Below are 24,890 nucleotides of genomic sequence, written 5' to 3' on the forward strand. Positions count from 1 at the left end.
ATCCAACGATTTTTTACAATAAAATCTTTCTACAAAACACAATGAATAAAGCAATATTATTCCTTTTAGTTTTTATCACCTCGTCTTTAATTGCGCAAAAAAACAACCAAAAAGACAAATTTGTTGTTCAAATAAAAAAAGTAAAAGGAGACTTAAATAAAGATAATTTAGCCGATTTGGTTGTAGTAACTCAAGATACTATAAACGAAAAAGCACCATATAAAGTAGAAGTGTTTTTTGCACAGCCTAATGGTGCATTCAAACAAATTGTTTCAACAACAAAAGCTATAGACAATCAATATCCAGAAGGAAAAAATGGCTACTACAACGGAAATTCCTTTTATGACATTACTATCGAAAAAGGGATTCTAACTATTAAAAACGAATTAACAAGAGGCAATTTTGAGCATAAATTTCGCTATCAGAATAATAATTTCGAATTAATTGGTTTTTCAGAAGTATATTCAGATGGACAGGGAACAATGGGAATGGTTGATTTTAATTTATCAACCGGAATACGAGTAAGCTCAACTGAACGTTATGATGATAGTAATGAAAAACCAACCAAAACCCAAAAGAAAATTTTAATACGACCATTACCTAAATTGCAGAATTTCGCACCATTTACAACCGAGTTTTACTAAAAAACAACATCCTAAAATCCATTTATGTTAGTTATACTTTAACTACCGTAGCAATAGCTTTCCAATTTTTATTCGTATTTTCGATTCTTAAAAAAAAATATTTCCCCAAATAATCAATTGATTATTTGCAATACATTGAAAATAACTATAAAATAGAATAAAAATGGTTTCATTTAGTAAAGAATTATCTTTCCGTTGGTCTGATCTAGACCCTAATTTTCACTTGCGTCATAGTGCCTATTATGATTTTGGAGCACAACACCGTATCGAAATTCTAGAACAACTAGGCTTGACTTTAAGAGTAATGCAGGAACAAAACTTTGGTCCTGTACTTTTTAGAGAAGAATGTATTTTCAGAAAAGAAATAAAACTTTCAGATAAAATATTCATCCATACCAAAACATCAAAGATGAAACCTGATGGATCACGTTGGTCAATTATACATGAATTTATCAATGAAGAAGGCAAACTTTGCGCAACCATTACTGTCGATGGTGCATGGATGGATACAAAACTAAGAAAGCTAGCTTCTCCTACTCCAGCGATCGCAATAGAAGCGTTGAGTATCTTTCCTAAAAGTGAAGATTTTGTAGGGCTATAAACCCTAGTAATACCTCATCAATACATATAGGTAAGTCCATATTTTGTGTGGAATTATTATAAGGTTCTTTCTACAATAGTAACAATTTAAAAAACATAATTATGAAAAAAATAATAATCGTTCTAATAACAATTGTATCATTAATATCATGTAATAACCCAAACCCACAAAATATGGATTCTAAAAACACCGAATTAGTCAAACAGTATTTTACCCATTTCAACAATCACGATTGGAAAAAAATGTCCGAAATGTATATTCCAACTGCCGAGTTTAAAGATCCATCCTTAGGCCCCGGAATAGTAAAACAAAGTCGTGCCGAAATAGAAAAAAAATACAGCGAGTTAAACCAAATCTTCCCCGATTTAAAAGATAAAGTAATACAAATATATCCATCAGGAGAAAACCACGTAATTGTAGAGTTTGTTTCTAGCGGAACTGCAGAAGATGATTCGACTTTCGAATTACCAATTTGTACCATCTTTACTATCGAAAACGGATTGATAACAAAGGATTTTACTTACTACGACAATTTCGAAGAACAAGAATAAAACAAATCAATATTACATTCGAAAATGATAAACCTTTTAAAAGACTTTAGATTAATTGTTGCTATTGTAATAATACTAATTATAACAATCGTATTAGCTACTATTATCGATAAGCTTTTTATGCGCTTTATTCGTCGTAGACTAGGCATTAACGATTTTGATAGTACTGGATACAAGTTCTTAAAGCATTTAGTCATTACTATAATATACATACTAGGAATTGCTTTTGCTTTAATTCAAATTCCAGAATTTAAAGTTATCGGGCATTCATTACTTGCTGGTGCAGGAGTAATTTCAGTCATTGCTGGTCTTGCTTCTCAACAAGCATTAAGTAATATTATGAGCGGGATTTTCTTAGTGATTTTTAAACCTTTCAGAATAAACGATAAAATCACAATCAATAATTTTAGTGGTATTGTTGAAGATATTAATTTAAGACAAGTTGTTCTAAAAGACATGGAAAATAACCGTATTATTATTCCAAATTCAGTTATAAGCAATCAGATTATTCTAAATACAAATATGAATGACTCTAAATGCTGTAAAATAATCGAAATTGGTATTGGTTATGATTCAGATATCGATAAAGCATTAGATATAATGAAAGAAGAGGTTGCAAAACATCCTCTTTTTATTGATACCCGGACTGCTGCGAACAAGAAAAATAATGCACCACTTGTTGTAGCACGAGTTGTAGCACTTAAAGATTCGAGCGTAAACCTAAAAGTTTGGGCTTGGGCCAAAGATGCAACCGATGGTTTTGTTATGTATTGCGATTTATTGCACAGTATAAAAAAACGTTTTGATACCGAAAAAATAGAAATTCCGTTTCCTCAACAAGTCATTACATTAAAAAAAGAAGATTAATTTTCAGAATAACAAATAAGCCCTTTTCTCTTTCATTCAAAAAAACAAAAAAACTATGTTTACAATAGAACAAATTAAAGAAGCACACTCAAAAGTAAAAACTGGAGCCGATTTTCCAAATTATATACAAGACTTAATAATTCTAGGCGTAAAAGGATACGATACCAATGTAAAAGATGGTACTGTAGCATATTATGGCGTTAACAATTACAGCGTTGCTACAACTGACAAATACGATGAGATTAAAGTAACTTCAGCTGTCAATAAAGAGCGTTTCTTAGAATGCCTCTTACAACATCAGGATGGACAAACCGATTACATGACATTTTGCAACCAAGCAGGACAATGCGGTATAGCAAAATGGAGAGTAGATATTGTAGAAATGACTTGTACCTACTATGACAAATCTGGAAATGAAATAGTAATAGAAAAAATTTCAGAATAAATTTCCAATTCTTAATCCATAAAAAATGTCAAAGCGATTGTCTCCAATCATAAATCCTGAAGAATTAATAACATTACAAAGATCAGAAATTGTAATTATCGATGCCAGAGCAGGAATTAATGCCAAAGAAAACTATATCACATCTCATTTACAAGGTGCTCGATATGTTGATTTAAATCATGACTTAGCAACTATTTCTCCAGATGCAGCAATTGGAGGGAGACATCCCTTGCCTTCATTCAAAAAGTTTTCAGAAGTTTTATCAAAACTTGGCATAACACCATCAAGCCATATAATTATATATGATGATAAAAATGGTTCAAATGCTGCTGCCCGCTTCTGGTGGATGTTAAGAGCAATTGGTCATGAAAAAGTACAAGTTGTAAATGGCGGATTACAAACAGCTATCAAAGCAGGTTTCCCGATAAACTCGGGAGTTGAAACTTTTACAACTACAACATTATATCCAATTACAAAATGGGAATTAGCTCAAGCAGATATTACCGAAATTGATATAGCGAGTAATGATTCAGATACCATAATCATCGATGTAAGAGACAAAGATCGTTTTGATGGTTTAACTGAACCTATCGATTTAATTGCAGGACATATTCCCGGAGCTACAAATGTTCCATTTAGCAGTAATTTAAATGAAGATGGTACTTATTTATCTCCAGAGATTTTAAAAACAAAATACCAAGATGCAATACGTAATACCAAACCTGAAAGTGTAATTGTGCATTGCGGTTCGGGCGTAACAGCCTGTCATACTATACTTGCTTTCGATTATGCAGGATTACCAATTCCAAAACTTTATGTAGGCTCTTGGAGCGAATGGTCCAGAAATAATAGACCAATGATTACTGCACAAACAAAATAGATTTCTTAAATTGCTCAAATGAATACAATCGAACATTGGGACATACTTTTATCCAATACTGTTAATAAAAAAGCTTTTATTGATACTGTACTTGACGGAAACGCTGAAGGAGAATTAGCTGCTTTTAATTCTTTAAATGGAATTCTGTTTTCTGACATTGCAATTGATAAATTTATCGAAAAAGAATACCAATATGATTTAATTGAAGCCGCTACAGAATCAAATCGAAAACTACGAACGTTTTCCTCTGGCGAACGAAAAAAAGAGTTTTTGAACTATTGCGTAAAGCAAAATCCAGATTATATTATTTTCGATAATCCACTCGATCACTTAGATCATGCCTCACGTATTACATTGGCAAATTCGTTAGAACAATTGGCTAAATCAGTACGAATCATTCAATTGGTAAATCGAGCAGCCGATTTGTTTCCTTTCATTCACAATAAAGCTCAAATTACAGACAATACATTTATTTTAAACGAAATAAAAAGCACTCAAGCAAAATCAAATTCAGTAAAAGTAACTATTCCAGAACCTGCTGAGCCAACAGATTATGATGAAGAGGTGTTAATACACATGAATGGGGTTTCGGTAAGTTATGACGAAAGAAAAATTGTTGACGCCATTACATGGACAATCAAAAAAAATGAATTTTGGCAACTTATTGGTCCAAATGGCTCAGGAAAAAGTACAATTCTGTCATTAATTTCTGGGGATAACCCTAAAGGATATGGCCAAGATTTATTCCTTTTTGGAAAGAAAAAAGGAAGTGGAGAAAGTGTTTGGGATATCAAAAAAAGAATCGGATATTTTTCGACTTCTATGACCGATTTATTTCAAAAAAAACACAGTCTGGAACACATGATTCTATCTGGTTTTTTTGACTCAATTGGCTTATATACCGAACCAACCTCGTTACAAAGACAAATTGTATCGCAATGGCTTGATGTAATTAAAATGAGTCATTTAAAGAACAAAACATTTACACAACTTTCTATCGGGCAGCAACGAGTTGCATTAATAGTTAGAGCAGTTTTAAAACATCCTCCTTTGGTTATTTTAGATGAACCTGTAGAAGGTCTTGATGATGAAAATGTAGCTTTAGTTATCGAACTCGTTAACCTTTTAGTCAAAGAAACAAACATGACCATCTTGTACGTTTCTCATCGTATAGAACCAGGTCTTACTCCTACCTCAATATTCGAATTAATTCCATCGGAAACTGGTTCAATTGGAAATATAAAACTTAATTCATAAAATTTTCACTAACACATAGAAACATGATTTTGTAATCTAAAAAAGCGTTTCACTTATTAAAAATCAAAGCGCAAGCTATGTGAAAGAAATAAGTTTCTTTTTGCGCTCTTTTTTACACATAAATCCTATGTGTCTATGTGCTCAGATTAATAAAAAACAACGGGTTAATCAGCAGTAATTTTATAAGTAGGATCTTCTAGAATATCTACAATAATATTAGCGTTTTTAAGCAACAATCGGCAATCATCACTTAAATGATATAACCGAACCGTTTTATTGACTTTAGCATATCGTTCTGTAATTTTATTTACGGCATCAATTGCACTCATATCAACAATCTTACTTTCTTTAAAATCTATAATTATTTCATTAGGATCATCGTTAACATCAAATTTCTCCGTGAAAGCCATTGCAGAACCAAAAAAAAGAGGCCCGAATATCTCGTAATGTTTAACCCCATTATCATCAACATATTTTCTGGCACGAATGCGTTTGGCACTTTCCCATGCAAAAACCAATGCCGAAATAATAACACCTATTAAAACAGCCAAAGCCAGATTGTGCATAAAAATAGTAATCACAGCTACAACGATTCCAACAAAAATATCATGTTTAGGCATTTTATTAATGATCCGAAAACTAGCCCATTCAAACGTTCCTATCGCAACCATAAACATAACACCAACCAAAGCAGCCATTGGTAATTTTTCGATTACAGGTGCTCCAAACAAGATAATAACAAGAATAGTTAGTGATGCAATAATCCCAGATAAACGAGCTCTAGATCCTGCAGAAATATTTACCAGCGTTTGGGCAATCATAGGGCAACCACCCATCCCGAAGAAAAACCCATTTACAATATTGGCACTTCCTTGAGCAATACATTCACGATTCCCGTTTCCTTTAGTTCCCGTAAGCTCATCAACCAAGTTTAATGTTAACAACCCCTCCGTTAAACCTACAGAAGCCATAATCAAAGAATATGGAAAAATTAGTTGTAGCGTTTCCAAATTCCAATTAATATTAGGCAAATGAAAAGAGGGGAAACCACCGCTTATCGAAGCAATATCGGCAACGGTTTTTGTCTGAATACCTAAACCAAAAACCAAACCAAAGACAACAATAATAGCTACCAAAGAAGCTGGAATAGCTTTAGTTACTTTAGGAAACAAAATTACGATTGCTATAGTTAAAGCAACCAATCCCAACATAATAAACATTGGGCTTCCCGAAAGCCAAACAGTTTCACCATTAACAACAGTTTTAAATTGTTTTAATTGCGACATAAAAATCACAACAGCCAAACCATTTACAAAACCATACATTACAGGTTGAGGAACCAACCGAATGAATTTACCCCATTTAAAAAAACCTACCAAAATTTGCAAAACCCCAGCTAAAGCTACAGCAGCAAAAATATATTCTAAGCCATGAGAATTCATCAAAGCAATCAATACAATTACCGTTGCTCCTGCTCCACCCGAAACCATCCCCGGACGACCTCCAAAAACTGCTGTAATCAATCCCATGATAAATGCAGCATATAAACCAACCAAAGGAGGAAAACCAGCCAGTATAGCAAACGAAAGCGATTCAGGAATCATAGTCATTGCCACAGTTAAACCAGCTAGGATTTCTGTTTTATAATTTACTTTTTGTGTAAAGTCAAATAAGTTAAAATACTGCTTCATTAAATATAAATCTGAAAGATGGGAACTAAAAAATATTATTTTCTACTATTACTATTTTAATAATTAGAAGATATCTTTTTTATAAACCCGACAAAAGTAACTATTTTACAGTGTATATCATCACTAATTCAACTTTACAAATAAGATAAAAACTAGCATTTCTTTTATAAAAGCTATGATTTATTAATGCTATTTGGTAAATTACATCAATCTTTTCAGCCATGTCACATACCAACAATAGCTAAGAGCAATTTTATAAAAAAAACAAAATGAAAATTAAATATTTCACATTATTCTTATTCTCTCTTTTAATTATTTCGTGCTCAACTACAATTGCAACCGTAAAAAAAGAATATAGAATATTGCCCGTTTCTCAACTAAAACCTCATTGGAATTTTGACTCAAAAGAATGGTTTCTAGAAAAAGATACTTTAACCGGAATTGGAGGTTATATGCATTGGGGCGTAATAGAGTCTAAAAAGAATCTTCCTGAAAATTATGAAATCACTTTTAAAGCAAATATGACAAAAGGATCTTTGTTTGAGATTATGCTAAACATTGATAAAGAAAAGTATATTAGAACCTATCTATATCAAATCGAACAAAATATGGTTATCGGAAGAGGTGTTTACCATAAAAAAAGTGATGAATACGACAAACGTGGCGGGAAAAGTTTATTTACCAAACCAATTGAATTACAAAACAACAAATGGTACACCGTAAAAATTAAAGTTCAAAACAATCAATTACTATTCTCAGTAGATAACAACACAATACTGGAATGTGCTCTTGAAAAAAATAATTTGAGCCAACAAGGAAAAGTTGGGCTAATAACAAATGGAGAAGTCAAAATAACAGATTTTGTAATTAAAAATCTATAAACAAAGATTATAAAAACATTAAGAGCCTGTTTAAAATTTAAACAGGCTCTTAGATATTAAGCTTTACACTTAACTTAATTTTCCTCTTCGCTATCAGTATTATGCGATTTAGAGTAATTTCTCCATTTTTCAATACAATCAAGAAAATCCTGCGGAAGTTCAGTATCAAAACGCATCAGTTCACCTGTTGTAGGATGAACAAAGCCTAATGTTTTGGCATGTAATGCTTGTCTAGGCAAAGCTTTAAAACAATTATCAATAAACTGTTTGTATTTCGTAAACGTAGTACCCTTTAAAATCAAATGACCACCATAACGCTCATCATTAAAAAGTGGATGACCTATATGTTTCATATGAGCACGAATCTGGTGTGTTCTACCTGTTTCAAGCTGACATGAAATTAAAGTAACATATCCAAAACGCTCTAGAACTTTATAATGCGTCACAGCAGGCTTTCCTATTTCTGGATCAGCAAAAACAGCCATTTGCATTCTGTCTTTCAAGTGTCTTGCCAGATTTCCTTCAATAGTTCCCTGCTCCTCGGTAACATTTCCCCAAACCAAAGCAATATATTCTCTTTCCGAAGTTTTAGCTTCAAATTGCTTGGCAAGATGCGTCATAGCAGCTTCAGTTTTGGCAATAACCAAAAGTCCCGAAGTATCCTTATCAATTCTATGAACCAATCCTGGACGTTCACTGCTGTTCATTGGCAGGTTATCAAAATGATGCGCCAAAGCATGAACCAAAGTTCCTGTATAATTTCCGTGTCCCGGATGTACAACCATTCCTGGCTCTTTATTAATTAACAATAAAGCGTCATCTTCGTAAACAATGTTTAACGGAATATCCTCTGGAATAATATGGTTTTCATACGGAGGATGTGATAACATTACCGTAACTACATCAAACGCTTTTACTTTGTAATTTGACTTTACAATAACGTCATTTACAAAGATATTACCCTCTGTAGCAGCATTCTGAATCTTATTTCTGGTCGCATTTTGTATTAAGCCCATTAAGTATTTGTCGATTCGTAAAGGCGCTTGTCCTTTAGGAACTTCAAATCTAAAATGCTCATATAACTCTTCTTCTAAATCTAAACTATCGGTATTATTATTGCTCATTTGCTGTTTTTTCATCTTCAGGCACTGCTAGAGAATCTGCCGGTTGACTATCATCTAAATAACTTGCTTTTCCATCGCCCAAAACCAAATCAATTTTTGATGATTTCAGTACACGATCTCCCACTTTTAAATTTCTTCCTTTGTAACGCATCTCCAAAACCATGTCTTTTCCAAGGTTCGGAATATATGTAATTGTACCTTCTTGAAGTCCTAATGCTTTTAAAGTTGGTACAGCCTCACGATATGTCTTTTCAATCAAATCCGGAATACGAACTGATGAAAAACCTGAAGAATTTATTTTAATATAAATCTTTCTTCCCACTTTTACTTTCGTTCCTGGCAAAGGATCTTGCTCAACAACACTATATTTAGGGAAATCACTTTTGTAATCTACACTATCCAAAAGCACGTAATCCAAATCCAGACCGTCCAATTTTGCCTCGACTTGCTCTTCCGTCAATTTTTTCAAATCAGGTACTTCAATTTCATGTCCGTGATCAGTGGTAAATGTCAGCCAATGCATAAACAAATAACCCAAAACTGCAATAATTGCAACAGCAATTAGTATTTGCGTAAAAAATACTCGGCTAGTTAGATACTTACGTAAACTCATAAATTTATTTTTATTTGTGGCAAAGATAAAGATTTCGTTCCAAAAAAAATGATAATTTTGTTTAATAGAAGAAAGCGCCTTAATTGTCATCCTTAAGCCCTCTCTATGATATCCTAAGCGGAGTCAAAGAGTATTATTAGATGAGTAAATCATATATTTTGTCACTCTGAGCAGAGTCAAAGAATCAGGAGCTATTTCCCGCTGTTCGCTATATCTTTTTCCATGCAAAAAAGCATAAAAAAAGGATGCCGCTACCATCGGGGCTAAAAACAAACGTTTTCATAACAACATGCTTTAAAAAATAAGTCCTCTGGAAAAAACTTTAAACCAGAAAAACTTTAAACTAAAATATTTAAAACTTTAAACTAAAATTTAAAATGAAAAACATTGCCATTATCATGGGTGGATATTCTAGCGAATATCAAATATCACTAATCAGCGGAAACGTAGTATATCAATACCTTGATAAAACTAAATACAACGGTTTCCGAATTCATATTTTCAAAGAAAAATGGGTTTATGTAGATGAAAAAGATACCGAATTTCCGATAGATAAAAATGATTTTTCGGTTACAGTAAACGGAAGTAAAATTACTTTCGATTGTGTATTCAATGCCATTCACGGAACACCAGGAGAAGACGGACTAATGCAAGCTTATTTTGAATTATTGCACATTCCGCAAACCTCATGCGATTATTACCAAGCAGCCCTAACGTTTAACAAACGTGATTTACTTTCTGTTTTAAAACCATACGGAATAAAAACAGCTATTTCTTACTATCTAAACAAAGGAGATATTATCAATACTGATGAGATTGTAAAAAAAGTAGGCTTGCCATGTTTCGTAAAGCCAAATAAAGCGGGTTCAAGCTTCGGAATTTCAAAAGTAAAAACTGCAGCCGAATTACCGATTGCAATAGAAGTTGCTTACAAAGAAGACAACGAAATCATCATCGAAAGCTTCCTTGACGGAACAGAAGTTTCTGTTGGAGTAATTAATTACCAAGGTAAAGTTATCGTACTACCAATTACCGAAATAGTTTCAGATAATGACTTCTTCGATTATGAAGCTAAATACGAAGGTAAATCACAAGAAATCACACCAGCTAGAATCTCAGACGAAATGACGCAAAAAGTAAGTGAAGTTGCAAAACGTGCTTACGAAGTCTTAAAAATGAAAGGATTCTCAAGAAGCGAATTTATCATCGTTGACAACGAACCATATATGCTAGAAATGAACACCATTCCTGGTTTAACAACCGAAAGTTTGATTCCGCAACAAGCCAAAGCAGCTGGAATTTCATTAGAAGATTTATTCACAAATTCAATAGAGTTGGCTTTGGCGTAACCAAAAAAGGTTCTGAGATTCTAAGTTGCTAAGGCACTAAGATTAGAAACTCAGAATCTTAGAGCCTTAAAAAAACCTTTGAACCTTTGCCACTCTGAACCTCTGAACCTTAAAAGAAATGAGAAAAGCTATATTCCCTGGATCATTTGATCCAATTACACTTGGACACGAAGATATTATCAAACGAGGGATTTCTCTATTTGATGAAATCGTAATTGCAATTGGTGTAAATGCCGAAAAAAAATACATGTTCTCACTCGAAGAAAGAAAGCACTTTATCGAAGAAACATTCAAAGATGAACCAAAGATAACCGTAATTACTTATGAAGGACTTACTATAGATTTGGCCAAAAAACAAAAAGCTCATTTTATTTTAAGAGGTCTTCGCAATCCTGCCGATTTCGAATTTGAAAAAGCCATTGCACATACTAATAGAAAACTTTCTAAAATAGAAACCGTGTTTTTATTAACCGCTGCCAGCACTTCATATATCAGCTCAAGTATCGTTCGCGATGTATTACGAAATGGCGGAGAATACGAAATGTTAGTTCCCGATGCTGTTAGAGTTCAAAAGTAATACAGTTTAAAAACTATCAAAAAATATAAATTTGCCACCCTCCTAAATTATAAGTAATTTCGCATTTTCAAATAAACTATTAAAAAATGAGCATAGAAAGAGAATTAAGCAAACGTAGTGGATCAAAATGTGAACTTTGTGGTGCAACCGATAACCTAAAAGTATATCAAGTTTTACCTACCAAAAAAGGCGGAATTGATGAAAGTGTAATGGCTTGTAGTACTTGTATAGATCAAATAGAAAACCCAGATAACGTAGATTTAAATCATTGGAGATGTTTAAACGACAGCATGTGGAACGAGAATGTTGCAGTACAAGTTGTAGCTTGGAGAATGCTAAGCAGATTGCGTGCAGCTGGATGGCCACAAGAATTACTTGACATGATGTATTTAGACGAAGATACCCTAGCATGGGCACAAGCAACTGGAGAAGGTGAAGATGATGAAAACAAAATTATTCACCGTGATAGTAACGGAGTAATCCTAGAACACGGAGATTCTGTAGTTTTAATTAAAGACTTAAAAGTAAAAGGATCTAGTATGGTTGCCAAACAAGGAACTGCTGTGCGTAACATCCGTTTAGATCATGAAAACGCCGAATACATTGAAGGTAAAGTAGATGGTCAGCAAATTGTAATTATCACACAATACGTGAAGAAAATATAATTATTTTTTAAGTTACAAAGGTTCAAAGAAGCTAAGGAACAAAGGCTTGTAGCCTCCTCTCAAAAACTTAAAACCCTAAAACTAAACAAAAAAGGCTATTCAAATGAATAGCCTTTTTTAGTATATAGATTTTAAAAAATCTAATTATTTTTGAAACAATTTACTTACTTGGTCTTTAGTTAAAGCTTCAGAAACATTGTTTGCGTTACCTTCTTTATTCGAAACCATAAATTGAACTGTAGGTTTATCAACACTCGCAGTATAATGCAACCAAACGTAATTGTTAGGTAATTCTAATTTGATATCATACAAAGGAGTTGCTGTAAATCCGTTTACGATGATATTGTAAAGATTAAGGTAATCATTATCAATATTTTTAAAAGTAAACTTTCTTAAAGTATTATTTTCATCATCACTTTGAATACAGTTATAAAACACAGTGTATTCATCTCCAATTTTTTGGATATAATTATTGTTTACTTTACCTAATTTTTCAACTGGTACAGTTTCAATAACTTTAATTTGAGCAAAAGATGCAAAACTTAAAAACAAAACAGTAATAGTAATAATTTTTCTCATAATATTCTTTGGGGTTTATTTATTTGATGGCGCAAACATAATAATAAAAATTTTTAACTCCTTTCTTACACAGTTAATTTATTGGCATTAAATCCAAATTAATCTTTATAATTATCCCTTTCCCTCAAAAAACAAACAAGTAACTATTTGTTATTAAACAAATTACTCCTCTTCCTTCTTAATTACTTTTCTTGCTACTTCAATTTTAAATTTTTTGCCTTTCATCTTCTCATCTTTGATGTTTTTAAGCAAATCTTTTACTTTATTGAATTTTACAGCAGCAAACGAAATAAAATCCTTTACCTCAATTAATCCCAAATCACCTTTTTCAAGTTGTCCTTTTTGAGAAAAGAAACCAACAATATCTATTTTGTTCAATTTGGTTTTCTTTCCACCACTAATATATATTGTCTGAAATTCTGGAGGTTTAGGCAAAGTCGTAGCATTATCGACCTTTAAAACATCCATATCATAATTAATATAGTCTAGTTTTTTCTCACTTTCGTGAACGATAATATAAGCTGTTCCCGATGCAAGCATACGAGCAGTACGACCGTTACGGTGTGTAAACTCATCTTCCTTTAATGGCAAATGATAATGGATAACATGATTCATCTCAGGAATATCAAGACCACGAGCAGCTAAATCGGTTGTGATTAAATAACTCACACTTCCGTTTCTAAACTGAATCAAAGCACGCTCACGCTCATCTTGATCCATTCCACCATGATAATATGTCGCGTAAATTCCTTTTTCGTTTAGCGTATCACTAATACGTTCGGCAGCATCACGATGGTTACAAAAAATAATAGCCGATTGCGATTTTAAAGAACAAATCAGGTTAAATAAACTTCCAATTTTATCTTTGGATGGAGAAACCACCATTTTCATCGAAAGATTCGATTTCTCTTCTTCCTCTGGAATAAAATCCAAAATAGTTGGATTAATTACCCTAGTATATTTTGGAATCTCAATGTCAGATGTAGCCGAAACTAACACACGTTTATTTAATTTAGGTAGTTTACCAATAATAAAAGACATTTGCTCATGAAACCCTAATTGCAATGATTTATCAAATTCATCCAAGATTAAAGTCTGAACTTTATCTAAACGGAAAGTACCTCTGTCGATATGATCTGCAATTCTTCCCGGAGTTCCTATTAAAACTGCAGGCGGATTACTTAAATTCTTAATTTCAGTATCGATAGAGTGGCCTCCGTAACAAATATTAACTTTGTAATCGGTTCCCATTTTTTTCCAAACCTGTTCAATTTGCAATCCTAATTCTCTTGAAGGAACTAGAATTAAACATTGTACAGAAAGGATTTCGGGTTGTAATAATTCTAAAACTGGCAGTAAAAAAGCTAGTGTTTTTCCTGATCCAGTTGGAGAAAGTAATAAAACATTATTGTCGTTCAGGATAGCGTCCTGAGCTACTTCTTGCATTTCGTTTAGGCTTTCGATACCTAAATTCAAAAGTATATTATTCGAATGGTGTTTCTTATTCATTTTGCAAAAGTAACTAAAATAGTTGGCAGTGTACAATTTTTAGTTTTCAGTTGCAGTATTCAGTCACAGTTTCTCGTTGCAAAAAAGCTTTGCAGTAAAAAACAACTTAGTTTTAAAATTAACCACAAAACACACAAAAATTTTACGCAAAGAGCGCAAAGCTAATAAAACATAAAGCTTTGCAAACTTTGCGTTTTGTTACATCTTATTTATAAACTCTTTGCGCCCTTTGCGGTAAATCTTTTGCGGTTAAACAACTTAATCTAATTCCTTAAAAATCAACTCTAATTCAGCTATTTCAGTTTCAGTTAATGGCTTCAACGGACTTCTTAAGAAACCTCCATCAATCCCTTTAATTTTCAAACCAGCTTTAATCGTTCTTGGCAAACCTTTGTTTACAATAAATTTCAAAAGATTCAATTGCTTATAAAATACCTTTTGGGCTTCCTTCAAATCATTTTTCTGGATAGCATTATATAAATCAACATTCAGTTCTGGAATTAAATTTGGTGCTGCTGTACACCAGCCAGTTGCTCCAGCCGAAAACGCTGCCAATGCCAACGGATTTGATCCATTAAAAAAGGCAACATCATCTCCTAGTTCTCTTTTTAAATAATGCATTCTTTGCACGTCTCCACTACTTTCCTTAATCATAGTAACATTCGGAATCTCCAACAATCTTTTTAATAATGCTGGCGACATATCTACTCCACCCGTTGCAGGATTATTATACGCCATTATAGGTATCGAAATTTGCTTAGCAACTGCATCATAATGTTGTACAATTTCATCATCAGTCAATTTCCAATAACTCATCGGAATAATCATAACTGCATCTGCACCTGCTTTTTCGGCAAACTTAGCATGATAAATTGTTTTTTCGGTTGTTAGGTTTGATACACCTACCAAAACAGGAACTCTGCCATTAACTTGTTCTATTGTCGCTTCAGTAATTGCTTCTTTTTCTTCATCTGTCAAATACGGCATAACACCAGTACTTCCTAATGGAGCAACGCCATGAGAACCAGAAACAATCAATCTTTCTAATAGCTTTTTATACAATACAATATCTACTTTTTCGTCTTTATCAAACGGGGTAATCGGATAGGCAATAATACCTTTAAACAATGTGTTTTTCATTTATTTTTCTTTTAAATTAAAGATCTCTTCCTTCTTCTTCACGTAATGCAACACCCAAATTTTGAAGCTGAGGGGCATTTTCACAAGCAATATATTTAGCCGATACTTCATTACTTAAATTCTTATGTCTGTGCCAAGCCCAACTCGGGATGTAAACCGCATCACCTGCCTTCCACTCTACTTTTACGTCTTCAACCTCAGTATATCCATGCCCTTCGATTACATACAATACCGTTTCATACGTGTGTCTATGTCTGTTTGTCATTTGGTCTGGCAATAAACCACCAATTGTCATACTTACGTTTTTACTCGGAAGATCTATAAAGAAAACTGGATGCTTTCTTTCGGTAGAAAATTGATTATGAACTCCCTCTTGTTCTACATTTTTGTGTATTAATTTTTCTGGCATCACAAAAGTTGGTCGCGCAAATGTTTCGTGAAAATCTTTTGATGAAAATTGTTTTTTAGTTTCCATAATTATATAATTTATTTGTTTTTGCATTATTGCTTTACAAAATTACCGTAACTTTGGACTACCTGTATAGTACAGTTTAAACACAAATACCTAGTCCAGATGTTAAGACCTTGGCAATTAGAAATTCAGATAAATAATAATTCAGATAAAGCGATTTATCTACAAATCGCCGATGCTATCATAGAAGCCATAAAAACTGGAATACTTAATAGCGGAAATGCTTTGCCAGGAAGCAGACAACTTGCTGGACTACTCAAAGTAAACAGAAATACAGTTATTGAAGCGCTAGATGTTCTCATAGCCGAAGGTTGGCTCGTTACAATGGAAAGAAAAGGAACTTTTGTAGCCGATATACTGCCTATTATTACTGAGGCTACAAATCATAAAAGGAAGATTGAATCTATAACTAAAGAAATAAAACCACTTTTAGTTTTTGATGATGGTATTCCCGACAGCCGAATTGCACCAATGAATGAACTAGCAAGAGCATACAGACAGATTTTTAATCGAAAATCACGTTGGCAAATAATGGGTTATAGCAACGAACTTGGCAATTTAGAATTCAGAAAAGCTATTGTTCAAATGCTAAATTTTAAAAGAGGAATGAATATTACTCCTGATGAAATATGCATTACCCGAGGAAGCCAAATGGCAATGTACCTTGCCTCACATTGTTTGTTTACCAAAGGAGATTATATAATGGTCGAAAATCCAGGATACAAACCCGCTTGGGAAACATTTGAAAATGCAGGAGCTCAATTACTCCCAATATCAGTTGATAAAAACGGATTAGTAATTGATGAGGTCGAAGAATACTTAACGAAATACAAGAATATTAAAGCCATTTACGTTACACCACATCATCAATTCCCTACAACTGCAACACTGAGTTTAAAAAGAAGATTAAGGCTCATAGAACTATCCAATACATACGGATTTACTATTATTGAAGATGATTATGACAACGAATTCCATTTCGGACAAAGACCAATACTACCAATTTCGAGTTATAGCAATGCCAAAAACACGATTTATATAGGTACATTAAGCAAAATCGTTGCACCAGCATTAAGAATTGGCTATTTGGTAAGCAATCCTGAAACCGTAGAAAAAGTAGCGAAACACCGAAAAATAATCGATGTACAAGGTGACAATATAATGGAAGAGGCTGTTTTACAACTTATAAACGAAGGCGAAATAAAAAGACATCTCAAACGAACAACTATCATTTACAAAGCCAAAAGAGATTATTTTGAAACCATTTGCAACAAATACCTAAAAGCCAAAACAATATTTATAAAACCCGAAGGAGGCTTAGCATTCTGGATTGTACCTAATTCTCCTGTAAATATCTTCGAAATTGCAGATAAGCTCCTTTTAAAAGGCATAAAAATCATGACTCCCGAAAAATTTAGTTATGGTAAACCAATATCAGGTTTTAGGCTTGGCTACGCTTCCCTCACTGAACAACAAATCGAAGAAGGAATTATAGAATTGGCTAAGTATTTATGATACGTTTTTAGTGGCAGTCATAAAAAAACTTTGTGCTCTTTGCGTAAAATATTGCGTCCTTGGCGGTTAATTTCAAACTAAATCTTAGTTTTTTTTATCGCAAAGGACGCAAAGCTTTTTATTAAATCCAAAGTAAAGGCGAAGCCTACCGACTTCAGAAGTAGGATATACCTAAATTGATTGTTATTTTTTGTCAATCTTATAAAGTCTTCCGCCATCAGTAACAGCGTATAATGCTCCGTCTTTTCCTTGAGTAACATCTCTAAAACGTTGGTTTTCCGAAGCCAAAAGTCTTTCTTCTCCAACAACTTTATTGTCTTTTATGGCAAGACGTACGATATGCATTCCGCTTAAAGCTCCTATGAAAAGATTATTTTGCCATTCCGGAACACGATTTCCTGTATAAAAAGTCATTCCGCTTGGTGAAACCACTGGATCCCAATAGTAAACCGGTTGCTCTAAACCATCTTGTTGCTGAATTCCCGCTCCAACTTTTTCTCCGCTGTATTCTATTCCGTATGTAATGGTTGGCCATCCGTAATTCGCACCTGCTTTTATACGATTGATTTCATCTCCTCCACGTGGTCCGTGTTCAGCAACCCAAATTTCATTAGTAACAGGATTAAGTGCTAAACCCTGTGGATTTCTATGACCAATACTATATAATTCCGGTAAAGCTCCTGTTTGCGTAAAAATAGGATTTCCAGTTGCGGGTTGTCCCTCTTTTGTTATTCTGACCACTTTACCCAAACCCGTTGCAACTGATTGCGCTAATGGTCTGGTTTCAAGCACAGATCTTTCTCCTGTAGTTACAACAAGAAAACCTGTTTTGTCAAAAAGAATACGCCCGCCATAATGAAGTGGACTTGCATTGGCTGGTTTGGCTCTGTAAATAATGGTTGCACCTTCGATTGTTTTTTCATCAGCTGACAATTTTCCTTTGGCTACTGCTGTATTGTTCCCACCAGTTGTAGCTTCTGCAAAAACCCAGTAAATCATACGATTAGTTACAAATTCAGGATCAATACATAGTCCTAATAAACCACCCTGCCCTGCAGAATTAACAGCAGGAATACCTGTAATTGCGCTACTTACAACTCCAGCCGTTGTAGCGATACGCATTGTTCCTGTTTTTTCGGTGATTAATAATCTACCATCAGGAAGGCTTGTAATTCCCCACGGGCTTGTTAATGTTGTAGCAATAACAACTCCCCCATAAGGTGTATTGGTTTGCACACCGCTAATTCGGGTTTGCCCTTCAAATGCTGGTTTGTAAGTTGTATTGGCAGCATTCCCTTCTACAGGATTTGTTGTTGTACCTGGATTTACATCGACATCTTTATCACTAGAGCAGCTTAATAAACTTATTAGCACACTCGAAACAATAGCAATTTGGTTAATATTTCTCATGATTTTTTGGGGTTTAATAGTTAGAACATATCAAAAGTCTTAATTATAAAATAAAAAAAGTTATATAATTTATGGGAAAGGTTATACGATTATAAGTTTCAAAGTACTGGTTTTATTTTAATGTCAAGTTATTTTACCACAAAGTTCGCAAAGCTTTTTGCATTTGATCTCGAAATACCGCTAAAAAACTAAACTTTAAGGCTTTGCGAAAAATAAGTTAATGTGTTTTTACTGTAAATATGTCAAAGTAACGTTACTCTCATTTCAACTTGAAACTTGAAACAAATAAAACTTTATATTTGATTTTTCTATTAAAACCAAAACCATGAGAATTATTACTTTATGCTTTTTATTCCTAACCTGCGCAACATTTGCTCAGAAAAGCAATAAATACGACACTTATTTCGAAAAAGGAAACGGAAACCAATCGGCTAATTACCAAGAAACCATAAAATACTATACGCTGCTTGCACATGATTTTCCGACTATCAAAATGCAGGAAATGGGACTGACAGACAGTGGTTATCCACTGCACATGATAACTTTTAATCCTGACAAACAATTTGATTTTGAGACAATCAAAAAGAACAAAGCGGTAATTCTTCTTAATAATGGTATTCATGCTGGTGAACCAGACGGAATTGATGCCACAATGCAATTGTTCAGAGATTTGGCTTTAGGAAAAATAAAAGCGCCAAAAAATACAGTAATAGTAACAATTCCAGTTTATAATATTGGTGGCGCTTTAAACAGAAACTCAACAACCAGAGCTAATCAGGATGGTCCAGAAGAATATGGCTTTCGCGGAAATGCCAGAAACTATGACTTAAATCGTGATCTAATTAAATCGGACACTCGCAACACAAAAAGTTTTGTTGAAATTTTTCATAAAACAAATCCAGATATTTTTATCGATAATCACGTGAGTAATGGTTCTGATTACCAATACAAACTGACTTATATTATGACACAACATAATAAATTAGGTACCGTTTTAGGCGATTATCTAAATCAGGAAATGATGCCAGCATTGGTAAAAGATTTACAGAAAAAGAATCTGGAAACAACTCCTTATGTCAATGCCTTTGAAGAAACTCCCGACAATGGTTTTATTCAGTTTTCGGATAGTCCGCGCTACACAACAGGTTATACATCTCTTTTTAATACCATTGGTTTTGTAGTCGAAACACATATGCTTAAAAATTATGCTGATCGTGTAAAAGCCACCTACGAATACATGACATCTACAATTGATTTTACAGATGCCAATTATAAGAAAATAAAGGAAATGCGTTTGAAAAACGAAGCACAATACGCTCCTAAAAAACCATATACCATTAAATGGGAAATTGACAGCACAAAAATGACAACCTTTTCATTTCTGGGATATGAAGCAAGCCACAAAAAGAGTGAAGCTACAACAGGAGACAGATTATTCTATGACAGAACAAAACCATACAAAAAAGACATTCCGTATATAAAAGAATTCAAATCGGTTAAGGACATTACTGTTCCTACTGCCTATATTATTCCCAAAGGATTCTGGAATGTTATCGATTTACTCAAAAGTAATGGCGTTACCTTCACGCAACTAAAAAAAGACACTATCATAGACGTTGAAAGCTACAGAATTGCCGATTTTAAAACGACAAATTCCGCTTACGAAGGACATTATTTACACCGAAATACCAAAGTTACTTCTCAAATAACTAAAGTTCCTTTTTACAAAGGCGATTACGTATTCTCAACCCAACAAAAAGCAATTAAATACTTATTAGAAACATTAGAACCTGAAGGTGTTGACTCGTTCTTTAACTGGAATTTCTTCGATACGATGCTACAGCAAAAAGAAGGTTATTCGGAATATGTTTTTGAAGATACTGCGGCTAAACTTCTAAAAGATAACCCGAAATTAAAAGCCGATTTGGAACAAGCAAAACTCAACGACCCAAAATTTGCAAAAAACCCCGAAGCACAATTAGACTGGATTTACAAACATTCTGCGTATTATGAGAAAGCGCATTTGCAATATCCAGTTTATAGATTGTTGTGAGTTTAACCGCAAAGAACGCTAAGTTTTTTTTATTTCCTTGAAATACGCAAAGGTCGCAAAGCAGTTTCGAAAAACCTTTGTCAAAGTTTAAAACCAAGGATGGAAGGAACTTTAGTTTTACACAAAATAACACAAACTTGTCATTTCGACGAAGGAGAAATCTTCGTGAGTAGCTCTACAAAGCTAAGACTCTCGTTGCGAAGTTTCTTGTGGAGATTTCTGCTTAGTCGAAATGACAAAACAGTATGGATAATTGATGTTTATAAAAATTTTGCGCCTTTACAATAAATTCATTCGATACAATATTATAGTTTTTCCCTTAACTTAATGACATTGCGCTAATGTTAGCGAAAGAACAGGACACTCGTAACTGAGACTGAGTACCAGTTAACCACAAACAAAATCCTGCGTGAGGGATAGCAGCAAGCTACCAAAGTAGCGCGTATAGCCCGACAGCATATAAAAAAAGACCCGATGAACGCAATGCTCATTGGGTCTTTTTTTATATGGTGGCACGCCATCATTAAGGTAATAAGTAACTAAGTTTCTGTGATACTAAGTTTTTTTCATTTCACATTTTCCGAAAAATATCTCACATCTTTACTCTTTTACAATAACCTTATTCTCTTCTTCGAATAATAACTTGATGTTTTCGTAAGAGTTTTTTAGTGCTTCTTTTATTTGTACGGGATTTAACCAAGCTACTTTTTCAATTCCTTCTTCTAATTGTCCTTGTGGGGTTCCTTTAAAATCAGATTGCATTTCGAACCAATGCGTAATTTTTAATTTATACTTACCATTGCGTTTAAAAACGTGATAAGTCTTCTGTAATTTGTTAGTAATTGTTAATTTTCCAACTCCAGTTTCCTCTTCTACCTCACGCATAGCAGTCTCTTCGATTGCTTCGCCTTTTTCAATTCCACCTTTTGGCAAGTCCCATTTTCCATTTCTGAAGATGAATAACACCTCTCCTTTTTTATTATAAACTAGCCCTCCTCCTGCTTTATTGACAGGGATTTTTGACTTTAACGTTTTCATAATCTCCTTCTCATCAGGATGATATAAATAGGCTGCTTGAATTTTATTTTGGAACATTTTGACTATAATTTGCTCTATGTCAATACTTTCCAACAAGAACAATTGAAAATTAGTCTCTTTTGAGATTTCATTTGTCAAAAAAAGTGGTTTGTCGTTCACAAAAACTTTATACATTTGTACTATGATTTTTAATAAAGATACTGCCGAAAAAACAGCCGAATTGCTTTTGCAAATAAATGCAATTAAATTGAATCCAGGAAATCCTTTTACATGGGCTTCGGGATGGAAATCACCTATTTATTGTGATAACAGGCTAATTCTCTCATTTCCAAGCATCAGAAATTATGTTAGAGATGAGTTTGCTAAGAACATTGAAAAACAATTTGGTAAGCCAGATGTAATCGCCGGAGTCGCTACAGGAGCCATAGGTATTGGTATTCTTGTTGCAGAAAGCTTAGGATTACCGTTTGTATATGTTAGACCAGAACCTAAAAAACACGGAAGACAAAATCAAGTTGAAGGTTTTTTACAAAAGGGACAAAATGTTGTTGTAGTTGAAGATTTAATAAGCACAGGAAATAGTAGCTTACTTGCAGTTGAGGCTTTGCGTAATGCAGGAGCCAATATTAAAGGGATGGCTGCAATATTTACCTATGGTTTTGATGTTGCAGAAAAAAACTTTAAAGATGCAAATGTCGACTTATACACATTGAGTAACTATTCGAATTTATTAAACCTTGCTGTTGCTAAAAAATACATTCCTGAAGAAGATTTAATTACCTTACAGGAATGGAACATAAACCCAGCTGCTTGGAAACAAGAATAATTTTTTAAATTTTTAAAATAAAATTTTCTGATTTTTCAGAATAAAAACACAAATAAATATGAACTTAGAAAGTCCAAAAGTTACTGTTCAGAAATCGGCTCAAGAATTATTTGATTTATTGAGTGATGTGAAAAATTTTGAAAAATTAATGCCCGATAACATTGCTAAATTTGAAGTAATTGGCGAAGATGCTTTTATTTTTGGTTTAAAAGGAATGCCGGAAATAAAATTAAAAATGAAAGAAAAAACAGCTCCTAGCAAAATTGTTTTAGGTGCTGCAAGCGACAAATTACCATTTACATTGGTATCTAACATCGAAACGGTTTCAGACACTTCTAGTGCTGTAAAACTTGATTTTGAAGGAGAATTCAATCCAATGATGGCAATGATGATAAAAGGGCCTATCGGAAAGTTTATCGAAACTCTTGCCAATAACATGACAAAACTTTAATTATCGATTCTTAATTGTTAATTACAAAAAAATTATAAAGTCCGATTAGAAATTCTAGTCGGACTTTTTGTTTTTTCTGCCATTCTCGATAGCTATAATTAAAGTGATTTTTTAAAATAGTTTCTCGCAGATTAGGCAGATTAAGCCGATTTTTTTCTAAAAGAATCCAAAAGACTAAGAAAAGACTAAAATTTAACCCGTTGGGTGTAATTACTTCGTCTATTCTCTTTGCTCGGGTCATAAAAGCTTAATTAAACACATAGAAACATAGATTTTATGTGTAAAAAAGAATACAAAAAGAAATACATTTCTTTTGTATAGCTAGCTATGTGTGCTTTAAATAAGTGAAACGCCTTATTTTTAGCTAAAAAAACTATGTTTCTATGTGTTAAAAATAATTATACCCAACAGGTTAAACTTTATTCTTTGCAAAATATTACACAATCTAAAAAACCTCTGTTCCGATAGCTATCGGAACTTTATAAATAAAAACCTTAGCGCCTTAGTTTCTTTACATCTCTGAACCTTTGTCTCTCAAGCCTTAGTACCTCCTAATAAAGCATCTGTATTTCCTTAATCTCAAATTCCGACACTGAATCATCTTCTAATAAGACTTGTAGTTTTCCTATTGGAGAAACTCCTTGGATAATTCCCATGAAATTTTGATTATCTAAGTTTCTGAAAGGCATTGGAACTCCTTTTCTAAACAATTTATTAAAATATTCATCCCAAAATATATCAGATTGCTCTTTCCATAGAAGAATTTTCTCTTTCATTTTCTCTACAATCAAAATAACAAGCTCATCTTTGTTAAATTCGGCGTTACAAATAACAGCAAGCGAAGAAGCATTTGGCAGATTTTGAAAATTTATTTGATTTACATTTAATCCTAATCCAACTACTGACACGATGGTACCATCGCTTTTGAGAGTATTTTCTATCAAAATACCACCTAACTTCTTATTGTATGACATAATGTCGTTTGGCCACTTAATACTTAATTCAGGAATATTTAATTCTTCTAAAGTTTTTATTACCGACAGCGAAATAATAATATTTAAATTAAAAAACTGTTCATTATTAAGCAAGAAATCCTTAACCAACACACTCATTATTAAATTCTTACCTACATCAGAGCGCCATACTGCTCCCATCTGTCCTTTACCTTTTGTTTGGTTTTCAGCAGTAACAACTGTGAAGTTCTCAGGTTCCTGTTGACTACTTAATGATTTTAAGAACTCATTCGTTGAATCTATGGCATCGAGTTTGATTAGTTTCATTTAAATAATTTATATAACTTAATTTAATATTTTGTTAAGGTTCAAAAATAATCACAAAAATTGGTAACTTTACAAACTCATATAAAATAATTCATGGCGAAAAAGACTGTTAATAATGATGTTCTGTTAGCGAACATAATCAAAGGAATCGAAGAAGTAAAAGGAAATGATATTAGTATCTTGGACTTAAGGGAAATAGACGCAGCAGTTTGCGATTATTTCATCATTTGCAACGGAAATTCGAATACCCAAGTTAACGCCATCGTAGGCTCAATTCAAAAAACTGTATCAAAAGAACTAAAAGACAAACCTTGGCATGTAGAAGGAACCGATAACGCAGAATGGGTTCTTATAGATTACGTGCACATTGTTGTTCACGTATTTCAAAAACACATTCGAGAATATTATAATATCGAGAGTCTTTGGGGAGATGCCAAAATAACTACAATCGAAAACAAATACTAAAGAAACT

Annotated in this window: 26 protein-coding genes; 16 read left to right on the plus strand and 10 right to left on the minus strand. The window is 33.2% G+C overall.

What is annotated here, in order from left to right; all coding sequences use genetic code 11:
* Positions 1-41: 41 nt before the first annotated feature.
* The 7 genes from OIU80_RS04765 (at position 42) to OIU80_RS04795 (ending at position 5,245) form a co-directional block, all read left to right on the plus strand.
* The gene (locus OIU80_RS04765) at positions 42-644 is read left to right on the plus strand and encodes a hypothetical protein (RefSeq protein ID WP_264285912.1); all 603 of its coding nucleotides are present in this window, start codon (positions 42-44) and stop codon (positions 642-644) included.
* Positions 645-807: 163 nt separating this feature from the next.
* Positions 808-1,245, plus strand: a complete 438-nt coding sequence (locus OIU80_RS04770) for an acyl-CoA thioesterase (protein ID WP_264285913.1) — start codon at positions 808-810, stop codon at positions 1,243-1,245.
* Between the two features lie 101 nt (positions 1,246-1,346).
* Positions 1,347-1,796, plus strand: coding sequence for a nuclear transport factor 2 family protein (locus OIU80_RS04775; RefSeq protein ID WP_264285914.1), 450 nt, complete (start codon positions 1,347-1,349; stop codon positions 1,794-1,796).
* Between the two features lie 24 nt (positions 1,797-1,820).
* Positions 1,821-2,663 (plus strand): mechanosensitive ion channel family protein, encoded by an 843-nt coding sequence (locus tag OIU80_RS04780; RefSeq protein WP_264285915.1) that lies wholly within the window; start codon positions 1,821-1,823, stop codon positions 2,661-2,663.
* A 55-nt stretch (positions 2,664-2,718) separates the two neighbouring features.
* On the plus strand, positions 2,719-3,108 hold the full coding sequence (locus OIU80_RS04785; RefSeq protein WP_264285916.1) for a DUF1398 domain-containing protein: 390 nt from the start codon (positions 2,719-2,721) through the stop codon (positions 3,106-3,108).
* Between the two features lie 25 nt (positions 3,109-3,133).
* A complete protein-coding gene (locus tag OIU80_RS04790) occupies positions 3,134-3,988 on the plus strand; it encodes a sulfurtransferase (RefSeq protein WP_264285917.1) in 855 nt (284 codons plus the stop codon).
* Positions 3,989-4,006: 18 nt separating this feature from the next.
* Positions 4,007-5,245 carry an ATP-binding cassette domain-containing protein gene (locus OIU80_RS04795; protein ID WP_264285918.1) on the plus strand — a complete coding sequence of 413 codons (1,239 nt, stop codon included), beginning with the start codon at positions 4,007-4,009 and terminating at the stop codon, positions 5,243-5,245.
* Between the two features lie 164 nt (positions 5,246-5,409).
* Here the strand turns inward: OIU80_RS04795 and OIU80_RS04800 are convergent, their stop codons facing one another.
* Positions 5,410-6,936 carry a SulP family inorganic anion transporter gene (locus OIU80_RS04800; protein ID WP_264285919.1) on the minus strand — a complete coding sequence of 509 codons (1,527 nt, stop codon included), beginning with the start codon at positions 6,934-6,936 and terminating at the stop codon, positions 5,410-5,412.
* Positions 6,937-7,205: 269 nt separating this feature from the next.
* Here OIU80_RS04800 and OIU80_RS04805 point away from each other — a divergent pair, with 269 nt between their 5' ends.
* A complete protein-coding gene (locus OIU80_RS04805; protein WP_264285920.1) occupies positions 7,206-7,817 on the plus strand; it encodes a LamG domain-containing protein in 612 nt (203 codons plus the stop codon).
* Positions 7,818-7,891: 74 nt separating this feature from the next.
* Here the strand turns inward: OIU80_RS04805 and OIU80_RS04810 are convergent, their stop codons facing one another.
* Together OIU80_RS04810 and OIU80_RS04815 are read right to left on the minus strand one after the other, a co-directional pair.
* Complete coding sequence (locus tag OIU80_RS04810) at positions 7,892-8,941, minus strand: RluA family pseudouridine synthase (protein WP_264285921.1); 1,050 nt, start codon at positions 8,939-8,941, stop codon at positions 7,892-7,894.
* Positions 8,931-9,554: a PASTA domain-containing protein gene (locus OIU80_RS04815; protein ID WP_264285922.1), complete on the minus strand. Its 624-nt coding sequence runs from the start codon at positions 9,552-9,554 to the stop codon at positions 8,931-8,933. The genes OIU80_RS04810 and OIU80_RS04815 overlap by 11 nt, the downstream gene beginning before the upstream one ends.
* Positions 9,555-9,931: 377 nt before the next feature.
* Here OIU80_RS04815 and OIU80_RS04820 point away from each other — a divergent pair, with 377 nt between their 5' ends.
* The 3 genes from OIU80_RS04820 (at position 9,932) to OIU80_RS04830 (ending at position 12,145) form a co-directional block, all read left to right on the plus strand.
* On the plus strand, positions 9,932-10,903 hold the full coding sequence (locus OIU80_RS04820) for a D-alanine--D-alanine ligase (RefSeq protein WP_264285923.1): 972 nt from the start codon (positions 9,932-9,934) through the stop codon (positions 10,901-10,903).
* 118 nt (positions 10,904-11,021) lie between these two features.
* Complete coding sequence (gene coaD / locus OIU80_RS04825; RefSeq protein ID WP_264285924.1) at positions 11,022-11,480, plus strand: pantetheine-phosphate adenylyltransferase; 459 nt, start codon at positions 11,022-11,024, stop codon at positions 11,478-11,480.
* Positions 11,481-11,566: 86 nt separating this feature from the next.
* Positions 11,567-12,145, plus strand: a complete 579-nt coding sequence (locus OIU80_RS04830; RefSeq protein WP_264285925.1) for a PhnA domain-containing protein — start codon at positions 11,567-11,569, stop codon at positions 12,143-12,145.
* A 144-nt stretch (positions 12,146-12,289) separates the two neighbouring features.
* Here OIU80_RS04830 and OIU80_RS04835 read toward each other — a convergent pair whose 3' ends face one another.
* From OIU80_RS04835 to OIU80_RS04850, 4 genes are all read right to left on the minus strand, one after another.
* On the minus strand, positions 12,290-12,724 hold the full coding sequence (locus tag OIU80_RS04835) for a hypothetical protein (RefSeq protein WP_264285926.1): 435 nt from the start codon (positions 12,722-12,724) through the stop codon (positions 12,290-12,292).
* A gap of 162 nt (positions 12,725-12,886) precedes the next feature.
* Positions 12,887-14,233, minus strand: coding sequence for a DEAD/DEAH box helicase (locus OIU80_RS04840; RefSeq protein ID WP_264285927.1), 1,347 nt, complete (start codon positions 14,231-14,233; stop codon positions 12,887-12,889).
* A gap of 258 nt (positions 14,234-14,491) precedes the next feature.
* Positions 14,492-15,373 (minus strand): dihydrodipicolinate synthase family protein, encoded by an 882-nt coding sequence (locus OIU80_RS04845; protein ID WP_264285928.1) that lies wholly within the window; start codon positions 15,371-15,373, stop codon positions 14,492-14,494.
* Positions 15,374-15,389: 16 nt separating this feature from the next.
* Positions 15,390-15,848 carry a cupin domain-containing protein gene (locus OIU80_RS04850; protein ID WP_264285929.1) on the minus strand — a complete coding sequence of 153 codons (459 nt, stop codon included), beginning with the start codon at positions 15,846-15,848 and terminating at the stop codon, positions 15,390-15,392.
* A gap of 99 nt (positions 15,849-15,947) precedes the next feature.
* Here OIU80_RS04850 and pdxR point away from each other — a divergent pair, with 99 nt between their 5' ends.
* Positions 15,948-17,360: a MocR-like pyridoxine biosynthesis transcription factor PdxR gene (gene pdxR / locus OIU80_RS04855; protein ID WP_264285930.1), complete on the plus strand. Its 1,413-nt coding sequence runs from the start codon at positions 15,948-15,950 to the stop codon at positions 17,358-17,360.
* 183 nt (positions 17,361-17,543) lie between these two features.
* Here the strand turns inward: pdxR and OIU80_RS04860 are convergent, their stop codons facing one another.
* Positions 17,544-18,770 (minus strand): PQQ-dependent sugar dehydrogenase, encoded by a 1,227-nt coding sequence (locus OIU80_RS04860; RefSeq protein ID WP_264285931.1) that lies wholly within the window; start codon positions 18,768-18,770, stop codon positions 17,544-17,546.
* Positions 18,771-19,095: 325 nt separating this feature from the next.
* Between OIU80_RS04860 and OIU80_RS04865 the strand changes: the two genes are divergently transcribed.
* Positions 19,096-20,823, plus strand: a complete 1,728-nt coding sequence (locus OIU80_RS04865; protein ID WP_264285932.1) for a M14 family metallopeptidase — start codon at positions 19,096-19,098, stop codon at positions 20,821-20,823.
* A 600-nt stretch (positions 20,824-21,423) separates the two neighbouring features.
* Here the strand turns inward: OIU80_RS04865 and OIU80_RS04870 are convergent.
* Entirely contained in the window at positions 21,424-22,035 is a 612-nt protein-coding gene (locus OIU80_RS04870; protein ID WP_264285933.1) for an NUDIX hydrolase, read from the minus strand.
* Between the two features lie 7 nt (positions 22,036-22,042).
* Here OIU80_RS04870 and pyrE point away from each other — a divergent pair, with 7 nt between their 5' ends.
* Together pyrE and OIU80_RS04880 are read left to right on the plus strand one after the other, a co-directional pair.
* Positions 22,043-22,687, plus strand: a complete 645-nt coding sequence (gene pyrE, locus OIU80_RS04875) for an orotate phosphoribosyltransferase (RefSeq protein ID WP_264285934.1) — start codon at positions 22,043-22,045, stop codon at positions 22,685-22,687.
* A gap of 58 nt (positions 22,688-22,745) precedes the next feature.
* Positions 22,746-23,138, plus strand: coding sequence for an SRPBCC family protein (locus OIU80_RS04880; protein ID WP_039112984.1), 393 nt, complete (start codon positions 22,746-22,748; stop codon positions 23,136-23,138).
* A gap of 551 nt (positions 23,139-23,689) precedes the next feature.
* Here OIU80_RS04880 and OIU80_RS04885 read toward each other — a convergent pair.
* Positions 23,690-24,418, minus strand: a complete 729-nt coding sequence (locus OIU80_RS04885; RefSeq protein ID WP_264285935.1) for a biotin--[acetyl-CoA-carboxylase] ligase — start codon at positions 24,416-24,418, stop codon at positions 23,690-23,692.
* Positions 24,419-24,511: 93 nt separating this feature from the next.
* Between OIU80_RS04885 and rsfS the strand changes: the two genes are divergently transcribed.
* Complete coding sequence (gene rsfS / locus OIU80_RS04890; RefSeq protein ID WP_129538068.1) at positions 24,512-24,883, plus strand: ribosome silencing factor; 372 nt, start codon at positions 24,512-24,514, stop codon at positions 24,881-24,883.
* The last annotated feature ends 7 nt before the right edge of the window (positions 24,884-24,890 follow it).

The organism is Flavobacterium frigoritolerans (assembly GCF_025847275.1).
Lineage (GTDB): Bacteria > Bacteroidota > Bacteroidia > Flavobacteriales > Flavobacteriaceae > Flavobacterium > Flavobacterium frigoritolerans.

What these genes read in the sequence shown, in the direction of transcription:
- OIU80_RS04765 (WP_264285912.1), top strand. Translation starts at nt 42, where the DNA reads ATGAATAAAGCAATATTATTCCTTTTAGTTTTTATCACCTCGTCTTTA.
- OIU80_RS04830 (WP_264285925.1), top strand. Translation starts at nt 11,567, where the DNA reads ATGAGCATAGAAAGAGAATTAAGCAAACGTAGTGGATCAAAATGTGAA.
- OIU80_RS04790 (WP_264285917.1), top strand. Translation starts at nt 3,134, where the DNA reads ATGTCAAAGCGATTGTCTCCAATCATAAATCCTGAAGAATTAATAACA.
- OIU80_RS04880 (WP_039112984.1), top strand. Translation starts at nt 22,746, where the DNA reads ATGAACTTAGAAAGTCCAAAAGTTACTGTTCAGAAATCGGCTCAAGAA.
- OIU80_RS04865 (WP_264285932.1), top strand. Translation starts at nt 19,096, where the DNA reads ATGAGAATTATTACTTTATGCTTTTTATTCCTAACCTGCGCAACATTT.
- OIU80_RS04860 (WP_264285931.1), bottom strand. Translation starts at nt 18,770, where the DNA reads ATGAGAAATATTAACCAAATTGCTATTGTTTCGAGTGTGCTAATAAGT.
- pyrE (WP_264285934.1), top strand. Translation starts at nt 22,043, where the DNA reads ATGATTTTTAATAAAGATACTGCCGAAAAAACAGCCGAATTGCTTTTG.
- OIU80_RS04770 (WP_264285913.1), top strand. Translation starts at nt 808, where the DNA reads ATGGTTTCATTTAGTAAAGAATTATCTTTCCGTTGGTCTGATCTAGAC.
- OIU80_RS04840 (WP_264285927.1), bottom strand. Translation starts at nt 14,233, where the DNA reads ATGAATAAGAAACACCATTCGAATAATATACTTTTGAATTTAGGTATC.
- OIU80_RS04835 (WP_264285926.1), bottom strand. Translation starts at nt 12,724, where the DNA reads ATGAGAAAAATTATTACTATTACTGTTTTGTTTTTAAGTTTTGCATCT.
- OIU80_RS04820 (WP_264285923.1), top strand. Translation starts at nt 9,932, where the DNA reads ATGAAAAACATTGCCATTATCATGGGTGGATATTCTAGCGAATATCAA.
- OIU80_RS04805 (WP_264285920.1), top strand. Translation starts at nt 7,206, where the DNA reads ATGAAAATTAAATATTTCACATTATTCTTATTCTCTCTTTTAATTATT.
- OIU80_RS04815 (WP_264285922.1), bottom strand. Translation starts at nt 9,554, where the DNA reads ATGAGTTTACGTAAGTATCTAACTAGCCGAGTATTTTTTACGCAAATA.
- OIU80_RS04850 (WP_264285929.1), bottom strand. Translation starts at nt 15,848, where the DNA reads ATGGAAACTAAAAAACAATTTTCATCAAAAGATTTTCACGAAACATTT.
- OIU80_RS04780 (WP_264285915.1), top strand. Translation starts at nt 1,821, where the DNA reads ATGATAAACCTTTTAAAAGACTTTAGATTAATTGTTGCTATTGTAATA.
- OIU80_RS04870 (WP_264285933.1), bottom strand. Translation starts at nt 22,035, where the DNA reads ATGTATAAAGTTTTTGTGAACGACAAACCACTTTTTTTGACAAATGAA.
- OIU80_RS04795 (WP_264285918.1), top strand. Translation starts at nt 4,007, where the DNA reads ATGAATACAATCGAACATTGGGACATACTTTTATCCAATACTGTTAAT.
- OIU80_RS04810 (WP_264285921.1), bottom strand. Translation starts at nt 8,941, where the DNA reads ATGAGCAATAATAATACCGATAGTTTAGATTTAGAAGAAGAGTTATAT.
- pdxR (WP_264285930.1), top strand. Translation starts at nt 15,948, where the DNA reads ATGTTAAGACCTTGGCAATTAGAAATTCAGATAAATAATAATTCAGAT.
- coaD (WP_264285924.1), top strand. Translation starts at nt 11,022, where the DNA reads ATGAGAAAAGCTATATTCCCTGGATCATTTGATCCAATTACACTTGGA.
- rsfS (WP_129538068.1), top strand. Translation starts at nt 24,512, where the DNA reads ATGGCGAAAAAGACTGTTAATAATGATGTTCTGTTAGCGAACATAATC.
- OIU80_RS04775 (WP_264285914.1), top strand. Translation starts at nt 1,347, where the DNA reads ATGAAAAAAATAATAATCGTTCTAATAACAATTGTATCATTAATATCA.
- OIU80_RS04800 (WP_264285919.1), bottom strand. Translation starts at nt 6,936, where the DNA reads ATGAAGCAGTATTTTAACTTATTTGACTTTACACAAAAAGTAAATTAT.
- OIU80_RS04845 (WP_264285928.1), bottom strand. Translation starts at nt 15,373, where the DNA reads ATGAAAAACACATTGTTTAAAGGTATTATTGCCTATCCGATTACCCCG.
- OIU80_RS04885 (WP_264285935.1), bottom strand. Translation starts at nt 24,418, where the DNA reads ATGAAACTAATCAAACTCGATGCCATAGATTCAACGAATGAGTTCTTA.
- OIU80_RS04785 (WP_264285916.1), top strand. Translation starts at nt 2,719, where the DNA reads ATGTTTACAATAGAACAAATTAAAGAAGCACACTCAAAAGTAAAAACT.